Source organism: Sphingomonas fucosidasi (assembly GCF_036663855.1).
Taxonomy (GTDB): domain Bacteria; phylum Pseudomonadota; class Alphaproteobacteria; order Sphingomonadales; family Sphingomonadaceae; genus Sphingomonas; species Sphingomonas faeni_B.
Map to the genome: position 1 here is coordinate 198809 of NZ_JAXOJR010000005.1, position 18941 is coordinate 217749.

Genomic DNA, 18941 nt, shown 5'->3' on the forward strand with positions numbered 1-18941 from the left:
ATCGTACGTATCGTGGGCTGTATTGCATGGGTACCGGGTCCTCTGCGTTGAACACACAGAAGACCCGGTACCTTTAATAAAATGTATAAGGCCAGTGCCTTTATGTTATTGAGATCATTATATTAAATCCGTTCTGATTTCTTAAAAAACAGAATTGGCATTGGTACCGAACCGGTCTGGATCTTCCGGCGCGACGATATAGTCGAGCGGATCGACCACCGCGGGCATCGCGACATCGACGGCGAAACTTGGATGCCCCGCATCGCCCACGCCGTCCAACGCGGTGGTTTCTTCGGGCGGGAGATAGTTCGCCAGGACGCTTTCCAACTCGCCCTGCCCCTCGAACACCTCGTAGATCGCACGGCCGATCGCGCTGCCGTCATCCGCGACCGCGACCGATGCGTCTGCGTCGAGCCCAGGCGCCAGGAACGCATCCAAGGCGATGACGTCGATTTCGCTGCCGGCGGCTTGGCTGGCAAAGATCGCCGCCGCTGTGCCATCCGCGGGCACATCGATCGTCACGGTCAGCGTGGACGTTGCCACGGTACCGTCGGGCTGGATCAACTGGTAGGTGAACGTGTCGAAGAGATCGACCGCCGAATAACCGAGCGTTGCGCTGGGTCGATAGAGATAATCCCCCGTTTCGTCGATCGTCAGCGTCCCGTGCTGTCCGGTCAACACGACCTCGGTATCGCCGATCTCAGTGAAGCCGGTACCCGAATCCACCCGGATCGCTGCGAACGACGTATTCGCGGTGTCGTTGTCGAGCAGGTTGCCTTCCGCCGTCGCCGCGCTGCCGAGCGTGAACTGGTCGAGGAACGTCGTCGTTGCCCCGACCGATACGGTGGTCGCGAACGATCCTGCCGCCGCGCTGCTCGATATGGTGTACGTGTATCGCCCGGCCGGGAGATCCTCGACCGTGAACACGGTGCCGGTACCAATCGGCAGTCCGACAGCGGCGAGCTGGGTCACTTGATCGACCACCGTGCCCGCTGCGTTGCGCACGGTGAGCGTGTAGCTCGGCAGGACTGTCAGGCCGGGTGCGCGGACAGCGGAAATCGAGATATCCGCCACGGTGTTCGCGGCCACCGTGAAGGCGCTACCGCCGGCCCCCGTCGAAAGGAGGCCCAACGGGCCTGACGAGTTGAACGAGAACGCGGTCGTCGGCGCCGTCGTTGTCACGACGTTGTCGTACGTCACGGCCGCGACCGCCACGTCCGCGACGGCCACCGGCGCACCGGTGATGTCGGGGCTGCCGATCGCGATCGACAGGGTGGCGCTCTCAAGCTCGCCATCGGTCGGATCGCGAAGCGTGTAGGTGAACGTATCGGTCTCCCCGATCGCTAGTGCATTGGCATCCGGCGTGTAGGTATAACTACCGTCCAGATTGATCACCAGCGTACCCCAGGCGCCATCGACGACGGTGCCATTGGCCGTTACCGCAGTAGGCACGCCGTTGACCGTCACGCTGTCCACCTGCGTGCCCGGTCCGACGATATCGACTGCGCCGCCTGCCCCCGGATCGGCGATGACGTTGCCCGACACGGCGGCAGGAACCACACCGGCGACGGCAGTAAAATCTGCATCCACACCGGCGACAGCGAGGCTACCGAGCAGCCCGACGCCCGCCGCGCCCGCAAACGTCAGGAACGCCCGGTATTCGCCCGGGCCCAGTGTTTCGGTTGCAACCAGATTATCGTCGAGCAGCCGGATATCGAGCAGCGAGGCATTGCCCGGTCCGTCGACCGCGACCCAATTGGTCCCGTCGAAGCGCTGCACGACGACGGAATAGCCACTGGCGGCGCCGATATCGAGCAAGGCGTTGTAGGTGAAGACCGCATCGAGGCTATGCCCGTCCTCCACCGTAAACCGGACGTCGGGCACCGACAGCACCTCAGCCTGCAGATCGACGACGCCGAGCGAGACGAGTGCCACATACGCCGCACTGCCAAAGTCCACCGCCGAGGTCGCCGGGACCAGATCGATCGATGCCGTGTTGCTGTTGTCGAACGCGTCGATGTCGAACGGCGCGATGACAGTGCCCGGCAACGAAGGATTGCCTGCCGCATCCGTCTGAGTCACCGCAAGCGTCACCCCGCTGACCTGGGCCGGGACCAGCGTGACGGTGAAGTTCCCGTCCGCATCGACCAGTCCATTCCCGAGCGAGGCACCGCCAGTGCCGCGAACATCCACGCGTGCACCGGGCTCGCCGATACCCGTCACCGTCGTCCCGTCTCCTGTAATCAGCAGTGCCGTCGGGGCGTCGGGGGCGGTCAGATCGGGCGCGATCGCGCTGGCCGGATCGGACACGTTGCCGGCACCGTCGCGCTGCGTCGCCTCCAGTGTCTCGCCGTTGCGCTGCGGCTCGGCGAGCGTGACCTGGTACGACCCAGTGCTCCCGACGACCGCAGTCCCGATCGCCACGCCGTCGCGAGTGATCGTTACCGTAGCGCCCGGCTCGCCCAAGCCCGTGACGACGTCACCACCGACGCCGATGTCGATGCTCGGCGCGAAGGGTGCGGTGAGGTCGGGTGCGATCGCGGGAACAGCCGGCGACTCGTTGCCCACCCCATCGGACTGTACCACGCTCAGCACTTCGCCGTTGCGCTGCGCGATGTCGAGCAGCGCCGTATAGGTGCCGTCCACGCCCACCACCGCGGTCCCGATGACATCTCCCGCAGGGCCGCGCACGGTGATCGTGGCGCCGGCGACACCGGCACCGACGACCGCGTCGCCCTCCGCCGAGACGGTGGCCGTCGGCGAGAACGGTGCCGTATCGTCGGGTGCGACCACGGTTGTCGGCAGCGACGTGTTGTTCGCACGGTCGGTCTGCGTGACCGTCAGCGACTGGCTGTCGGTCTGCGGTGCCGACAGCGCTACCGCGTAGCTGCCGCCTGGAGCAACGATCGCCGTGCCCAGCAGTCCGTCGGGACCGGTGACCTGGACGGTCGCACCCGGCTCGCCGGTGCCGGTAACGAACCCGCCATTCGCCGAGACGACCGCAATCGGTGCAGTCGGCGCCGTGATGTCGGGAGCCAGTACCGACGCTGGCTCGGATGCGTTGTTGGCGACATCCGTCTGCTGCACGCTGAGCAACTGTCCGTTTGCCTGAGCCGGAGTCAGCGTTGCGGTATAGGTACCGTTCACGCCTACCGTAACCGAGCCGATCGTATCGCCGCCGGGGGCGGTGATCGTCAGGAATGCGCCGGGTTCGCCGGTGCCGCTGACGCTGGTACCGTCCGCGGCGACGATCGCCGTCGGTGCCGTCGGCGCGGTGATGTCGGGTGCCAGGATGCCGGTGGGCAACGAGTCATTGCCGGCCGGATCGATCTGGATCACGGTAAGCGCCTGGCCATTGGCCTGGGCCGGCGACAGCGGCACGGTGAAGGTGTTGTCCGCGCCGACGACCGCCGTGCCGACAAGGCCGTTCGGACCGCTGACGCTGACCGTCGCGCCAGCCTCTCCCGTCCCGGTCACGATCGTGCCGTTGGCATCGATCGTCGCCGCCGGGGCCGCCGGTGCCGTGATGTCCGGAGCCACGGCCGAGACCGGTGGCGAGACATTGCCCTCGGCATCGGCCTGCGTCGCGGTGAACGCTTCACCGTTCAGACTCGGTGGATCCAGATCCGTCGTATAGGTGCCGTCCGGTTCAACCGCGATCGACCCGATCGTAACGCCACCGGGTCCGACGAGCGTGACGGTAGCGCCGGGCTCGCCGGTGCCGCTCGCACTCGCGCCATCGTCGGCGATCACCAGTGTCGGGATCGCCGGTGCCGTCAGGTCGGGTGCCGTGGCCGTGACCGGCGGCGAGATGTTGCCGCCGCCGTCGGTCTGCGTCGCGGACAGGACCTCGCCGTTCAGTTGCGGCGTGCCGAGCGTCGCGGAGTAGGTGCCGTCAGCCGCGATCGTGGCGACTCCGATTACGGCGCCGGCCGGATTGGTCACGACGATCCGTGCACCGGCTTCGCCCGTGCCGGTTACGACCCTGCCATCGTCGGAGACGAGCGCGGTCGGTGCCAGCGGCGTGGTGAAGTCCGGGGCAATGGTGGACGCCGGGCCCGACACGTTGCCGGTCGGGTCAGTCTGCGTTGCGGTCAGCGTTTCGCCATTGATCTGCGGATCGCCGAGCGTGATCGTGTACGTACCGTCTCCGGCGACCGGAACCGTGCCGATGGGCGTGCCGTCCGGCCCGGTGATCGTCAGCGTCGCACCGGGCTCACCCGTACCGCTGACGACGGTGCCATCGTCGTTGATCGCGATGGTCGGGGCAACCGGTGCCGTGAGGTCCGGTGCCAGTGCCGTAGCGGCGGGCGACGGGTTACCGGTCGGATCCGCCTGAACTACGCTCAGCGTCTCGCCATTGACCTGCGCAGGGGTCAGCGTCGCAGTGTAGGCACCGTCCGCGCCGACGATTGCCGTCGCCACCACGGCGCCGCCGGGCGCAGTGACCGTCACGGTTGCTCCCGCTTCGCCCGTGCCGGTGACCGCAGTGCCGGTGTCGTTGACGTCTGCCGTCGGAAGCGCGGGTGCGGTCAGGTCCGGCGCGGTGGCCGACACGGGCAGTCCGGCATTGCCGCTTGAGTCGACCTGCGTTGCGCTCAGGACCTCGCCATTGGTCTGCGCCGGAGCCAGCGCAGCGATGTAATTGCCGTCTGGGCCGACGACGGCGGTGCCGATCGCGAGCCCGTCAGGATCACGAATCGTCACCGTCGCGCCGATCTGACCGGCACCCGTGACGGTCGTTCCATCATCCGACACGTCCGCAGTAAGGCCGACGGGTGCATCGAAGTCGGGTGCCGCCGCCGTGACGGGTGGCGATGCGTTGCCCGCAGGATCGTTCTGGACGGCACTCAGCAGCTCGCCGTCGATCCGTGCCGGATCTAGCGCCAGCGTGTAGGTGCCGTCGTCCGCGACGACGGCCGTACCGATCGTGCTGCCGTCCGGGTTGCGCACGGTCACGGTTGCGCCGGGCTCGCCGGTACCGGTCGCGGCCGCACCGTCGAGCGTGATCGCAAGCGTCGGTGCGGCTGGTGCGGTGATATCCGGTGCAGTTACCAGAGTCGGCAGCGAGGCATTGCCGGCGGCGTCCACCTGGATCGCTTCGAGCAGCTCGCCATTGGCCTGCGCCGGTGCGAGCGTCGCGCTATAGCTCGCATCGGCCGCCACGATGGCGGTGGCGATGGTTGCGCCGTCAGGACCGATGATCGAGACTGTCGCTCCGGGCTCGCCGGTGCCCGTAACTTGCGTCCCGTCATCGGAGACCGTCACGACCGGCGCTGCGGGCGCGGTGATGTCGGATGCCGCCACGTTGGCGGGTGGCGAGACATTGCCCGCCACGTCCGCCTGCGTGACGCTCAGCACCTCGCCATTGGTCTGCGGCGAACCCAGCGTTGCGGCATAGAAGCCGCCCGCGTCCACGATCGCCGTGCCCAGCGGCGTGCCGTCGGCAGCGCGCACGGTGATCGTCGCGCCCGCCTCGCCCGTTCCGGTGACGACGGTACCCGTTACATCGAGCGCCGCCGTCGGTGCGATCGGTGCGGTCAGGTCGGGTGCGACCGCGGTTGCCGGCGGCGATATGTCGCCGTCTGCTTCGGTCTGCGTCACGCGGACGATCTCGCCGTCGATCCGCGGCGGCGCAAGCGCGACGCTGTAGCTGCCATCGGGGTTGGCGATGCCCGTGGCGATCACTTCGCCATCGGCATCGTAGACCGTGATCGCGGCGCCGCCGATCGCGGTGCCCGTCACGGTCGCACCATCGACGCCGACGGCCGCACTTGGCGCGTCGGGATCGGTATCCGCGACCAGATCGGGCGCCGTCGCCGTGGCGGGCAGCGAGATGTTGCCCGCGGCATCGATCTGCCGGACGGCAAGCACTTCACCATCGACCTGCGCCGACGACAGCGTCGCCGTGTAGGTCCCATCAGGCGCAACCGTGGCGTTCCCGATAACCGCACCCAGCGGATCGCGGATGACGATCGCGGCCCCGACCTCGCCGGTACCGGTGACGCTGAGGCCATCCTCACCGACCGTCGCCGCAGGGGCGGCAGGTGCGGTGAGGTCGGACGCGATCAACTGCGTGGGAACCGAGGTGTTGCCGGCCGGATCGGTCTGCACGACGTCGAGCGACTGGCTATCGATCTGCGGCGTGGCGAGGACCACCGTGTAGACGCCCCGCTCGTCGACGACCGTGGTACCGAGTTCGGCGCCGCCGGCATCGCGAACCGAGACGGTCGCGCCGGCTTCGCCGGTACCGGTCACGATCGTGCCGGATGGGTCGAGCACGGCATTCGGCGCCGGCGGCGCAGTGATATCGGGCGCCGTCAGGGCAAGCGGTGGCGATACATTGCCGGCCGGATCGCTCTGCACGACGCTGAGCGCCTCGCCATTTGCCTGTGCGGGCGTGAGGATGACCTCGAAGCTGCCATCCGCCGCGACGATCGTGGTGCCGATCGTCGCTCCGGCGGCATCGACGATGACGATGCGGGCGCCGGCCTCCCCCGTGCCAGATACAGCCGTGCCGTCACCGTTGATCGTCGCGTCCACCTGCGCGGGCACGGTGAAATCGGGCGCGACCGCCGTGGCGATGCCGGAGACGTTGCCGGCGGCATCAGCCTGGGTCGCGCTGAGGGTTTCTCCGTTGACCTGCGCCGGGCTCAGCAGCGCCGTATACGTGCCGCCGGCCTCGATCAGGGCCATGCCGATCACGGCCCCTGCGGGATCGGTGATCGTGACGGTCGCGCCCGGCTCGCCGGTGCCCGTCACGGCCGTGCCATCGTCGTTGACGACCACCGCCGGCGCGGCGGGTGCGGTCACGTCGGCTGCGACTACGCTGGCCGGCGCGGAGGTATTGCCGGCGGCATCGGCCTGCGCCACCGACAGCGTCTCGCCGTTGGTCTGCGGCGTGTCGAGCGTGACGACGTAACTGCCGCCGGCACCGACCGCGGCGGACCCGATGACCGCGCCACCCGGGGCAGTGACCGTGACGATCGCGCCGGGTTCACCGGTCCCTGCGATCAAGCCGCCGTCGTCGGACAGCGTCGCGGTCGGCGTGCCGGGCGCAGTGATATCCGGTGCGAGCGCGTCGACAGCCATCGATACGTTGCCCGCCGCGTCGGTCAGCGTGACGGACACCGTCTCGCCATTGGCCTGCGGCGGCGCGAGCGGCACCGAATAGGTCCCGTCGGCCGCGACAACCGCACTGCCGATCACGGCACCACCGGCATCGCGCACCGTGACGACGGCGCCCGCCTCGCCGGCACCGGCGACCGCGCTACCATCGGGCGCGACGCTGGCGGAGGGCGCATCGGGCGCGACGAAGTCCGGGGCGGCAAGACTGGCGGGTGGCGAAACATTGCCGGCCGCGTCGGCCTGCGTCACCAAGACGGTACCGCCGGCATCCTGTACCGGATCGAGCGTGATGGCGAAATCACCGCGCGGATTCGCGGTTGCGGTGCCCAGCACGGTCCCATCGGCGGCGCGCACAGTGATCGCAGCCCCCGCCTCGGCGCTGCCGGTCACCACGGCACCGGTCGGATCGAGCGTCGCGACCGGTGCTTCCGGCGCGGTCAGATCGGGGGCGACCGCAAAGGCGGGGGGCGACACATCGCCGTCCGCGTCGGATTGCGTGACACCGATCGTCTCGCCGTCGATGCGCGGCGGCGCGAGCGCAACGGTATAGCTGCCGTCCGCCGCTGCGACGCCGGTACCGACGATCGTTCCGTCGGCATCGTACACGATGATCGCAGCACCCGCGACCGCGACGCCGGTTATCGCCGTGCCGTCGGCGACGACCGTAGCGGTCGGCGCGTCGGGCGCGTCGTCCGGAACCAGATCGGGCGCAATGGCCGTCGCGATGGGCGATACGTTGCCCGCGGCATCGGCCTGACGCACCGTCAGAACCTCGCCATCGACCTGCGCAGGCGTGAGCGCCGCACTATAGGTCCCGTCCGCGCCAACCACGGCGGTCGCGATGACGGCGCCGACCGGGCTGCGGATCGTGACGGTCGCGCCGGCCTCGCCCGAGCCGCTGATGCTGGTGCCGTCTCCGCCGACGATGCCGGTCGGTGCACGCGGCGCGGTGAGGTCGGGAGCGACCAGCGTGGACGCCGGCGATGTGTTTCCGGCGGAATCCGCCTGCGTGACGGACAGCGTCTCGCCGTTCCCCTGCACCGCGCCGAGCGGGATCGCATAATTGCCCTGCGCATCGACCGTCCCGGTACCGAGCACGGTGCCGTCGACGCCGCGGACCGTGACGCTGGCGCCGGGCTCGCCCGAGCCGCTGACGATGGTGCCGCTGGCGTCGAGCGTCGCAACGGGTGCCGGCGGTGCCGTGACATCGGGCGCGACCAGCGACAGCGGCGGCGCTGCATTGCCTGCCGCATCGAACTGCGTCGCGGTCAGTTGCTCGCCATTCGCCTGCGCCGGGGTCAGCGCCGCGCTATAGCTGCCATCCGCCGCCACCGTCGCGGTGGCGATCACCGCGCCGGTCGCGTCCGCGAAGACGATCCGCGCACCAGGCTCGCCGGTCCCGGCAACCGAGGTCCCGTCGGCGCTGATCGTCGCGGTCGGCTGGGCCGGTGCGGTGAAGTCGGGTGCGATCGTGCTGGCCGTGCCGGAGGCATTGCCGGCAGCATCGGTCTGGCGGGCTTCGATCACCTCGCCATCAACCTGGGGTGCCGAAAGAATGGCGCTGTAGCTGCCATCGGCGGCGACCGTCACCGTCGCGAGCGTCGCGCCGGCCGGATCGGTGATGACGACTTGCGCACCCGGCTCGCCGGTACCGCTGACCTGCGTTCCGGAGGCATCGATCGTGATCGTCGGCGGCGCCGGCGCGGTGAGATCGGGCGTACCGAGATCGACGGACGGCGAGACATTGCCGGCCGGATCGGTCTGGACGACGGACACTGTCGTGCCGTCGACCTGTGCCGGCACGAGGGTCGCGGTATAGCTGCCGTCGGGCGCGACGATGACGGTGGCAATCACCACGCCGGTCGCATCGCGAACGGTAACGGTGGCGCCCGGCTCGCCACGACCGGTGATCTGCGCACCGTCGTCAGCAATCGTCGCAGTCGGTGCGGTGGGCGCGGTCAGATCGGGCGTGGCAGCGGACACGGGCGCGGAGACATTGCCCGCAGCGTCGGTCTGTACGACGGAAACGGGTGCGCCATCGACGCTCGGTACGGCGAGGGTCACGGTGTAGGTTCCGTCGGCCGCGACGATCGCGGTCCCGATCACTACTCCTGCGGCATTGGTGACCGTGACCGTCGCGCCCGGTTCGCCGCGACCCGTGATGATCGTGCCGGTCGCATCGACCGTCGCGCTGGGCGCCGCGGGTGCCGTCAGATCGGGGGTAGCGACGGTCGTTCCGCCGGAAACGTTCCCGGCCGGATCGGTCTGCGTGACCACGATGGGATCGCCCTTGATCTGCGGCGCGGTCAGCGTGACCGAATATGTACCATCGGCGCCGACGACGCCGGTGCCGATGACGGCGCCGCTGGCATCGCGCACCTGAATGGTCGCGCCAGCCTCGCCGGTGCCGCTCAACACCGCGCCGTCGCCGCGAACGGTCGCGGTCGGCGTCGTCGGAGGCGTCGTGTCGGGCGTGACTCCGGTGCCCGGTCCGGGATTAGGCTGATCGGACCGATCATCGTCGCCGCCACCGCCGGCTGCAACCGCAGCCAGACCGGCAGCCCCGGCGACACCCGCGAGGATCGCCGGCAGCGCAAGCGACGATCCGCCGCCCGAGGCGGTCGTCAGATCGTCAAGGTCCTCGATCAGCGAATACCTGGCTGGTGTGTTCGTCGTGCGCGCCAACCACTGCGTGCCATCGGGTTCACGCAGCACGAGGTCGTGAGGAATGGCAGCGTTGTCGAGATAGAAGTCGACGACCCGGACCTGCTCGCCATTGGCCAGCCTGACGACGAGATCCGGGCCCTGCCGTTCGAACCCGGCGACGTCGGCGCGAGCGATATCCAGCCGGACGGTGCTTGGTCCACCGAGATTGATGGTATCCGTGGAAACCTGGCTGACGGTGCCGGTGGCCTTCGAGATCACGTCCACGTTCATCGCTGTTTCCTCTTCGGTGTCGTTGCATCGGATCGCCGCTCGATCGCGATTGACGATCGGCGGCGACAGTTTTCCTCGATGGCTGAACGGAGGAGTTCGCTGCGGCGATGCTTCAGTTCCGATATCGGAACCAATTCCCGTTTTGATCGTGCGACGATGGTATTCGGGTGCAGGAAAAGGGCACGCGAGCGTTGAACCGTTGTAGATCGCAGCGCCTTCGGGAGGGTGCATATTCTACCACCCGGTGGCGGTCTGCGGAATCGTGAATCCTCGGTTTCACGCGCGAAACAGGGTGCTGCGAGGGATCTCGCCAGCGGCGGCTGCTCGCCTCCTGCCTGCCGTTTGAACAGATATTCCCGCGCAGAAAGACTACGCTAGCGGATCACCGGCGACACGGGTGTTCCACTCGTCGATGACGTCCTGATCCTTTTCCCTGCTCGCATATTGGAGCCGGGCGCCGAGGAAGCGCGTGCGGTTCAGTCGCGCTAAAGCCCATATTGCAGCGCCGCGGACCAATGTCGCCGCGTCGTCGAGCAGCTTGACGACCGGTTCGATCAGCGCTGGATCACCACTGTTGCCGGCTGCGATCAGCGCGTTGCGGATCATCCGGTCGCGGCCGATGCGCTTGATGGGGGAGCCGGCGAAGACCGTGCGGAAGGTGGCGTCGTCGAGCGCGAGGATGTCGGCCAGTTCCGGTGCGACCAGTTCGGCGCGGGGGTGGAAGGCTAGGTTCGCGTTGGCCGAGGCGGCGAACTTGTTCCAGGGGCAGACGGCGAGGCAGTCGTCGCAGCCGTAGATGCGGTTGCCGATCGCGGCGCGGAACTCGTGCGGGATCGGGCCGGCATGCTCGATGGTCAGGTAGGAAATGCAGCGGCGGGCATCGAGTTGATAGGGCGCGAGGAAGGCGGCGGTCGGGCATGCGGTCTGGCAGGCGTCGCAACTGCCGCAGGTGTCGACGCCGCCGCGGTCCGGTTCCAGGTCCAGCGTCGTGTAGATCGCGCCGAGGAACAGCCAGCTGCCATGCTCGCGGCTGACGAGGTTGGTGTGCTTGCCTTGCCAGCCGAGACCCGCGGCTTCGGCGAGCGGCTTCTCCATCACCGGCGCGGTGTCGACGAACACTTTCAGGTCGAACGGCGGCAAATCGCGCCCCGCTTCCGCCGCCAGCCAGCGGCCGAGCGCCTTCAACTGCCGCTTCACGACGTCGTGATAATCCGGACCCTGCGCGTAGACCGAGATGCGTCCTACCCCGCCTTCGTCCGCCAACCGCAGCGGATCGTCCTTCGGCGCGTAGCTCATACCAAGCGCTATGACGCTGCGGACTTCGGGCCAGAGGCCGGCGGGGCTTTCGCGGTGGTGCTTGCGTTCCTCCATCCAGATCATGTCGCCGTGGCGGCCGTCCGCGAGCCACTGGTGGAGGCGTTCGCCCGCCAGTGGCGCGGAGTCGGCGTCCGCGATCCCGCAGGCGGCAAAACCCAATTCGGCCGCTTTGGCCTTAAGTCGGTGTTCCAGCTTGTCTTGCGCCACGTCCGACCGCTACCACGACGTCACCCTCGGGAGGAAGATTGCGCGTGAACGATGAATGGGCGGTCACCGCGAGCGGGATCGTAAAGCGGTTCGGCGACCGGCGCGTGGTCGACGGGGTGGACATCATGGTGCCGCGCGGCTCGGTGTACGGCGTGCTCGGGCCCAACGGCGCGGGCAAGACGACGACGCTGCGCATGCTGCTCGGGATCATCGAGCCCGACGAGGGATCGCGGACGCTGCTTGGCTTCGACAATCCGCGCGATGCGAGCGATCAGGTCGGCTACCTCCCCGAGGAACGCGGGCTGTATCCGGCGATGAAGGCGCGCGAGGCGATCGCGTTCCTGGGGGCGTTGCGCGGGCTCGACTGGAAGACCGGCCGCGAGCGTGCGGTGGTGCTGATGGAGTCCGCTGGCCTCGGCCATGCGGTCGACGAGAAGATCCGGAAATTGTCGAAGGGCATGGCGCAGTTGGTGCAGTTGCTCGGATCGGTTGTGCACCAGCCCGACCTGCTCGTGCTCGACGAGCCGTTTTCGGGACTCGATCCGGTCAACCAGGAGCGGCTCGAGGCGCTGATCCTCGCCGAGCGGGATCGCGGCGCGACGATCCTGTTCTCGACGCATATCATGAGCCATGCCGAACGGCTGTGCGACCGGCTGGCGATCATCGCCGGCGGCAAGCGGCGGTTCGAGGGGACGGTGGGCGACGCGCGGGGAATCCTGCCGCAGCGCGTCCACTATACGCCGCATCGGCCCGATCCGGCGATCCGCGGCGTGTTGCCGGCGGATGCGATGCCGGACGGCGATAGCTGGCGGTTCGAATTGCCGGGTGAAGGGATCGAGAGTTTGCTCGTGAGGTTGATCGACGCAGGGTACGGAATTTCGGGGCTGTCGATCGAGCGGCCGGGGCTGCACGAGGCGTTCGTCCGTATCGTCGGTCAGCATGGCGACGTCGCGAAGGAGCAGGCGGCATGACGCGCTTCCGCCGGACGCTCCGCCAGACCTTCACGATCGCGCGGCGCGACTTCATCGCTACCGTCTTCACGCCGATCTTCCTGCTGTTCCTGTTCGCGCCGGTCATCATGGGATCGTTCGGCGCGATCGGTGGGCTGGGCGCGGCGAGCGTCAGCGGCGGTGCGCAGGACAAGACGCGGATCATCGCGATCGTGCACGCCGCGACATCGCGACCGATCGCCGAAGCCGATACGCGATTGCGCGGGATGTTCCGCGAGGACGAGGCACCGCCGGCGCTGACCACCGTCGCGCCGTTGGCCGATCCGGCGGCGCAGGCGCGCGCGGCGTTCGAGACGAAGGATATCGATGCGTCGGCTGTGATCTATGGTCCGCTCGATGCGCCGCAGATTCTGTACGGCCCGCGCGGGAAGCGCTCGGCGGATTATCTCGGGTTGCTGGCGCAGACGACGCTGGCGGCGGAGAAGCTGGGTGGCACGCTGCCGACGATCGCCGCGACCAAGACGCAGGTCACGCGCTCGACCACCTCGGTCGGGGGCCAGCATCAGTCGGCGTTCTTCGCGGTGTTCGGGATCTTCTTCCTGACCTTGTTCCTGTCGGGGCAGGTCGTCGGCACGATGGCCGAAGAGCGCAACAACAAGGTGATCGAAGTGCTCGCCGCCGCGGTGCCGCTGGAATCGGTGTTCTTCGGCAAGCTGATCGGGATGTTCGGCGTCGCGGTGCTGTTCGTCGCGTTCTGGGGCACCGTCGTCACGCAGATCACGACATTGATGCCGGCGGGCGCGGCGGCGGCGCTGGGCGACCTGGCGCCGGCAGTCGGCGGTCCGATGTTTGCGCTGCTGTTCGCCGCGTATTTCAGCATGGCGTATCTGCTGCTCGGGTCCGTGTTCCTCGGCGTCGGGGCGCAGGCCTCGACGATGCGCGAGATCCAGATGCTATCGTTGCCGATCACGATCCTGCAGGTCGCGATGTTCGGGCTGTCGTCGGCGGCGGTCTCGCGGCCGGGAAGCTGGATCGCGACGGTTGCCGAGCTGTTCCCGCTGTCGTCGCCGTTCGCGATGGCCGGACGGGCGGCGAACTCCGCCGAACTGTGGCCGCATGTCGCGGCGCTGGCGTGGCAGGCCTTGTGGGTGACGATCTTCATCACGGTCGGGGCGCGGCTGTTCCGGCGGGGGGTGCTGCAATCGGGCAGCGCGCGGCCGTTCTGGCGGCGCAAGACAAAGGCGGCGGCTTAGGTTTTGCAAATCCTCCCCCGCCAGGGGGAGGTGGCTGGCGCTTGCCAGACGGAGGGGGAGGAAAGGGTAACCTCTGTTGCGTGTCCTCCCCCTCCGTCGCCTTCGGCGCCACCTCCCCCTTGCGGAGGAGGATCTCTCGGTTACGGCCCAACCCTATTGACATAGGTGTCAGCAAAGCCTTTCCTGTGGCAAAATACGGGAGAGAGACGATGGCGACTCTGGTGAGAGACGTGGCGCAACACGCGGTCGATCCGCTCGATGTGAGCCGTGCCGAACTGTACCGCGACGATGTGTGGCAGGCGCCTTTCAAGACGCTGCGGGCCGAGTCGCCGGTCCATTATGTCGAGCATTCCGACTATGGGCCGTACTGGTCCGTCTCGAGCTACAAGGGCATCGTCGAGGTCGAATCGCTCCCCGACCTCTATTCGTCCGAAGCCGGCGGCATAACGATCGCCGATTTCGTCGCCGAGCGCGATGTCCGCATGCCGATGTTCATCGCGCGTGACCGCCCCGTGCACACCGGCCAGCGCCGCACCGTCGCGCCTGCCTTCACCCCAAGCGAGATGACGCGGATGTCGGGCGATATCCGCCGGCGGACGGCGGACATGCTCGACAGCCTGCCGTGGAACACGCGCTTCGACTGGGTGGATACCGTCGCGATCGAACTGACCACGCAAATGCTCGCGATCCTGTTCGATTTTCCGTGGGCCGATCGCCGTAAGCTGACGCTGTGGTCGGATTGGGCAGGCGACATCGAAATCGTGAAGAACGAGGAACTGCGCGCGCAGCGGCTCGCCCACATGTTCGAATGCGGTTCGTATTTCAAAGGGTTATGGGACGCGAAGATCGATAAGCCGCCGACGCCCGACCTCATCTCGATGATGATTCATTCGGACGCGATGAGCCACATGGATCACAACGAATTTATCGGTAATCTCATCCTGCTGATCGTCGGCGGCAACGATACGACGCGCAATTCGATGTCGGCGCTGGCGTATGGGCTGGACAAGTTTCCGGACTCGCGCGCAAAACTGGAAGCGGACCCGGCGCTGATCCCGAACGCGGTGAGCGAGATCCTGCGCTGGCAGACCCCGCTTGCGCACATGCGCCGCACTGCGACGGCGGACACCGAACTGATGGGGCAGCAGATCAAGGCCGGCGATAAGCTGATCCTTTGGTATCTGTCGGCGAACCGCGACGAGAGCGTGTTCGGCGACGATGCGGACTCGATCGTCGTGGATCGGCCGAACGCGCGGCGGCACCTGGCGTTCGGCCACGGCATCCACCGCTGCGTCGGCGCACGGCTCGCCGAGATGCAGATCTCCATTCTACTGGAGGAGATGGCGGCGCGGCGGATGCGGATCAACGTGCTGGAGGAGCCCACTCGCGTGAATGCGTGTTTTGTCCACGGCTATCGGACGCTGCCGGTCGAGATCAGCAAATACTGAGGATTGGCATCACCTTATCCGTCGGTTCGGCCGTACCTATATCCGAACCATGGAGATGAACATGACCCAGGACCGCCGCGCTTTCCTTACGCTTGCCGGGGCGGGTGCCGCTGGCTTTGCCTTGTGGGGGTGCTCGTCGCAGCCTGCGCAGGCGGCGGAGCGGTTCGAGGTTACGCTGACCGATGTGCAGTGGCGCAAGAAGCTGTCGCCGGATGCGTACAACACGCTCCGCAAGGAGGGCACCGAGCGGCCCTATTCCAGCCCGTTGAATGGCGAGCATCGCGCGGGGATATTCTCGTGCGGCGGGTGTGGCCTGCCGAACTTCTCGTCGAAGACCAAGTTCGAGAGCGGGACCGGCTGGCCGAGCTTCTGGCAGCCGCTGCCCAATGCGGTGCGGACTCGGGTGGATTGGACGCTGGGGATGGCGCGGACCGAGGTGCATTGCCGGCGGTGTGGCGGGCATTTGGGCCACGTGTTCGACGATGGGCCGAAGCCTACGGGCAAGCGGTACTGCATGAACGGCGATGCGCTGACGTTCAAGGCTGCGTGAGGCCGTTCTCCCGTCAGGCGGCTGCCACGTATCGCGTGGAGCGCGTCAAGGTTGTTTCCCCGCGAAGGCGGGGATCCAGACTGGGCTCCCGCCTTCGCGGGAGAGCATGAAGTAATCAGGAAACGGCTTATTTTGCCCACCCCCCCGGCGAAGGCCGGGGTCCAATTGGGAAACATCGCTGATCGAGGGCCGCGCTTCGTTACCGCGGCCTTTCCAATTGGGCCCCGGCCTTCGCCGGGGAGGTGCCCTTTGGGGTAAGGTGAGGCGTCTAACTGTCAGGGGGCGATCAGTAGCGAAACTTTGGACTGCTATGTCGAAGCCGGCGGGAAATGCCGAAGCGCGCCCCGCACCCCACCGCAAATGCCAAACCTCAGTTCGCCTCGTTCACCAGCGTGAAGATGCCGCGCGGATCGGTCGGGCCGTGCTGGATGGTGGTGAGCTGCGCAGCGTTGGCGCGCTGCGTTGCGGTCAGGGTGTTGGTGGCGCTGGCCATCTGGAACGAAGGCTGGGCAGGCGCATCGAGCGTGTCGCCGGCAGGAGCGTGGTCCGAATAGATGAAGCCCTTGGTCGGGTAGACCGAGGTGCCGAGATCGCCCTGCGGACCGTACCACACCTTGACCTTGCTCCAGTCGCCGGCGTCGGAAACGTCGATCGCGCGGACGTTGGTCTCGACGGCGCCGGGGCGCGACCAGTTGGCGTGGGTGAGGAGGACTTCGCGGTCGCTGACGACCTTAGACACCATCGCGACATGGCCGACGCGCATCCGCGAGGTCGGCGAGAAAGCGAGGACCGAACCGGCCTTTGGGGTGTGGCCGCGGTCGTAGCGCCCTGCTGCCTGATCCCACCAAGTGTTCGCGTTGCCACGGATTTCGATGCCGGACACCGAGCGGGCGAACGTGACACACTGCCAGAACTGGGCTGCTGCCGGTGTGGCCGTCATCAGGCCGCACGATACCACCAGCGCAAAACGCGCTGCTAACGCCTTGAAATTCATCGAGACCCCCCGGCCAAAACCCGTTCGTCACAGTCTGGCTACGGGAGGTTCGAATTAATTGAAACCCGGTCGGGAACCATATCCGACGAAGCGTGTTACCGCGCCGACCAACGCCCGAAACAGGGCCTCGTCAGGCTCAGTTCATGAGTTTCCAGCCGGTTATGCGGTCCACGGTGACCTGCGTGACCGCATGATAGCCCGGCCGCGCCTTGCCGTAGATGTCCATCGCCAGCTTGTGACCCCAGTCGCCCGAGTCCATCATCTGCTGGAACAGCGGCGCGACGAACTTGCGCCTTCCCTGCGAGGTCAGGAACTGCTCGGCCGAGGCGTCGGCGGGCGCATAGTGATTGGCGAGCGCGAGTTGCAGCCAAGCGAAGCGGATTTCCGAATTGCCGGTAGTGCTCCACCCGAACGTGTCGTCGAGCGTCTTCAACCGCTCGGTCGGCAGTTTGCGCGGGAGCTGGGTGATGAAGCGCGTGACCTCCTGCGTGGTCGCTTTGCCGGGAACCGCGGACACCGGTCCACCCGCTACGTACGCCTTGGCCGCCGCATCGACCGCAGGGAACGCGGCGGACGTTATGTGAACCGCGTTCGCCGGGATGCCGGGTTGGTAGACCCAGGGGTCGACGCCGATCGTCTTCGCCTCGGCGGGGGTCAGCAGCTTTGACTTGAGGTCGGCGAGGAAGCCGGCGCTGGTCTGCGGCTGGAAGGCGTGGCGGTCGAAATAGCTGCGGAGGTATGCGTCCCACCGCGCGCGGCCGACCTGTTTCTCGATCGTGCGGAGGAAGGCCGCACCCTTGTCATAGGCGATCTGCGTCATGCCGTCGTCGGGATCGCGCGATGCGTCTAGCTCGAGGTGGAGTTGTGTGTCCTTCGCGGCGGGGCCGCCGGCCTCCTTCACCGCGGCGATCATGTCGGTCCAGGCGAGGTCGGCCTCCATGTCGGCGCGGCGCTTGCCGTACAGCGCCTCCATGATCCGGTTTTCGAAATAGCTGGTAAAGCCTTCGTTGAGCCAGAAATCGTCCCATGTCGCGTTCGTCACGAGGTTGCCGGACCAGCTGTGCGCGAGTTCGTGCGCGATCAGCGAGACGAGGCTGCGGTCGCCGGCGATCGCGGTCGGCGTGGCGAAGGTGAGCGTCGGGTTCTCCATGCCGCCGAACGGGAACGACGGCGGCAGGACCAGCACGTCGTAGCGGCCCCAGCGATACGGGCCGTACAGCCCCTCGGCGGCGGCGACGAACTTCTCGAGTTCGCCGAACTCGTAGGCGGCCTTGGGAAGGGTCGCGGGTTCGGCCCAGATGCCGGTGCGCGGTCCGGTCGACTTGAACGCGATGTCGCCGACCGCGAGCGCGATCAGGTACGGCGCGACGGGCTTGTCCATCTTGTATGCGAAGGTGCAGCGATCGGCGGTGCAGGTTTTACCCGCAGCATCGGCGACACGGTCCCCGCTCATTACAGCGGTCAGCTGTCGGGGGACGGCGATCTTTGCTTCCCAGGTCTGACGGATACCGGGGGAGTCCTGGGTCGGGATCCAGCTGCGGTTGAGGATCGCCTCGCCCTGGCTGAACAGGAAGGGCTGTTTCTTGCCGGCGGTCTGCGCGGGGGTGAGCCATTGCAGCGCCTTCGCGTCGGGGGACGAGGCGTAGGCGATGCGGATTTTCTTGGCGCCGTTCAGCGTGACGATGAGCGGTGCGCCGTGGATCTTGTCGACCGCGCCGACTTCATAGGGGAGCGGCTTGCCGGCCATGTCGGTGATGTTGACGATTTTCAGGCCGTTGTCGTCGAGGACAACCTGCTTGGCACCGGGGGCCGCGAGGATGTCGAGGGTGGCGATGCCGCGGATGACGTGGGTGTCGAAATCGGCGGCGAGATCCAGCGCGACGTGCGTGACGCGGGCCTCGGTAGGGCGGGCGTAGCTGTGCGGGTCGCGGGCGTCGGGGGTGGTGAGGATGGGGGCTATCGTCTGGGCCACGGCGGGCGATGCCAGGACGATCGTCAGGGCGGTGGCTAGTGCGGGGATACGCATGGGAACTCCGATGTCGCCGTTCCTCGATATCGGGACGGCCAAGCGTCGGTCCTACCGTGCGGGTCGCGTTGCTGAAAGGGTGGGACGATCACGATTTTGCATCCTCCCCCGCAAGGGGGAGGTGTCGCCGA

Annotated in this window: 8 protein-coding genes; 4 read left to right on the top strand and 4 right to left on the bottom strand. The window is 67.5% G+C overall.

The features are described from left to right. Positions 1-141 precede the first annotated feature (141 nt). Together U1737_RS10965 and queG are read right to left on the bottom strand one after the other, a co-directional pair. A complete protein-coding gene (locus tag U1737_RS10965; protein WP_332796802.1) occupies positions 142-10065 on the bottom strand; it encodes a BapA/Bap/LapF family large adhesin in 9924 nt (3307 codons plus the stop codon). Between the two features lie 369 nt (positions 10066-10434). Further along, a complete protein-coding gene (queG, locus tag U1737_RS10970; RefSeq protein ID WP_332796803.1) occupies positions 10435-11589 on the bottom strand; it encodes a tRNA epoxyqueuosine(34) reductase QueG in 1155 nt (384 codons plus the stop codon). 44 nt (positions 11590-11633) lie between these two features. Here queG and U1737_RS10975 point away from each other — a divergent pair, with 44 nt between their 5' ends. From U1737_RS10975 to msrB, 4 genes are all read left to right on the top strand, one after another. Beyond that, a complete protein-coding gene (locus U1737_RS10975) occupies positions 11634-12560 on the top strand; it encodes an ABC transporter ATP-binding protein (RefSeq protein ID WP_332796804.1) in 927 nt (308 codons plus the stop codon). Continuing rightward, on the top strand, positions 12557-13792 hold the full coding sequence (locus U1737_RS10980) for an ABC transporter permease (RefSeq protein ID WP_332796805.1): 1236 nt from the start codon (positions 12557-12559) through the stop codon (positions 13790-13792). The genes U1737_RS10975 and U1737_RS10980 overlap by 4 nt, the downstream gene beginning before the upstream one ends. Positions 13793-14001: 209 nt before the next feature. After that, positions 14002-15240: a cytochrome P450 gene (locus U1737_RS10985; protein WP_332796806.1), complete on the top strand. Its 1239-nt coding sequence runs from the start codon at positions 14002-14004 to the stop codon at positions 15238-15240. A 61-nt stretch (positions 15241-15301) separates the two neighbouring features. Next, the gene (msrB, locus tag U1737_RS10990) at positions 15302-15790 is read left to right on the top strand and encodes a peptide-methionine (R)-S-oxide reductase MsrB (protein ID WP_332796807.1); all 489 of its coding nucleotides are present in this window, start codon (positions 15302-15304) and stop codon (positions 15788-15790) included. A gap of 370 nt (positions 15791-16160) precedes the next feature. Here msrB and U1737_RS10995 read toward each other — a convergent pair whose 3' ends face one another. Then, complete coding sequence (locus U1737_RS10995) at positions 16161-16784, bottom strand: CHAP domain-containing protein (protein ID WP_332796808.1); 624 nt, start codon at positions 16782-16784, stop codon at positions 16161-16163. Between the two features lie 136 nt (positions 16785-16920). Further along, positions 16921-18810, bottom strand: a complete 1890-nt coding sequence (locus U1737_RS11000) for a M1 family metallopeptidase (protein ID WP_332796809.1) — start codon at positions 18808-18810, stop codon at positions 16921-16923. Positions 18811-18941: the final 131 nt, after the last annotated feature.

What these genes read in the sequence shown, in the direction of transcription:
- U1737_RS10965 (WP_332796802.1), bottom strand. Translation starts at nt 10,065, where the DNA reads ATGAACGTGGACGTGATCTCGAAGGCCACCGGCACCGTCAGCCAGGTT.
- U1737_RS10980 (WP_332796805.1), top strand. Translation starts at nt 12,557, where the DNA reads ATGACGCGCTTCCGCCGGACGCTCCGCCAGACCTTCACGATCGCGCGG.
- U1737_RS10985 (WP_332796806.1), top strand. Translation starts at nt 14,002, where the DNA reads ATGGCGACTCTGGTGAGAGACGTGGCGCAACACGCGGTCGATCCGCTC.
- msrB (WP_332796807.1), top strand. Translation starts at nt 15,302, where the DNA reads ATGACCCAGGACCGCCGCGCTTTCCTTACGCTTGCCGGGGCGGGTGCC.
- U1737_RS10995 (WP_332796808.1), bottom strand. Translation starts at nt 16,784, where the DNA reads ATGAATTTCAAGGCGTTAGCAGCGCGTTTTGCGCTGGTGGTATCGTGC.
- U1737_RS11000 (WP_332796809.1), bottom strand. Translation starts at nt 18,810, where the DNA reads ATGCGTATCCCCGCACTAGCCACCGCCCTGACGATCGTCCTGGCATCG.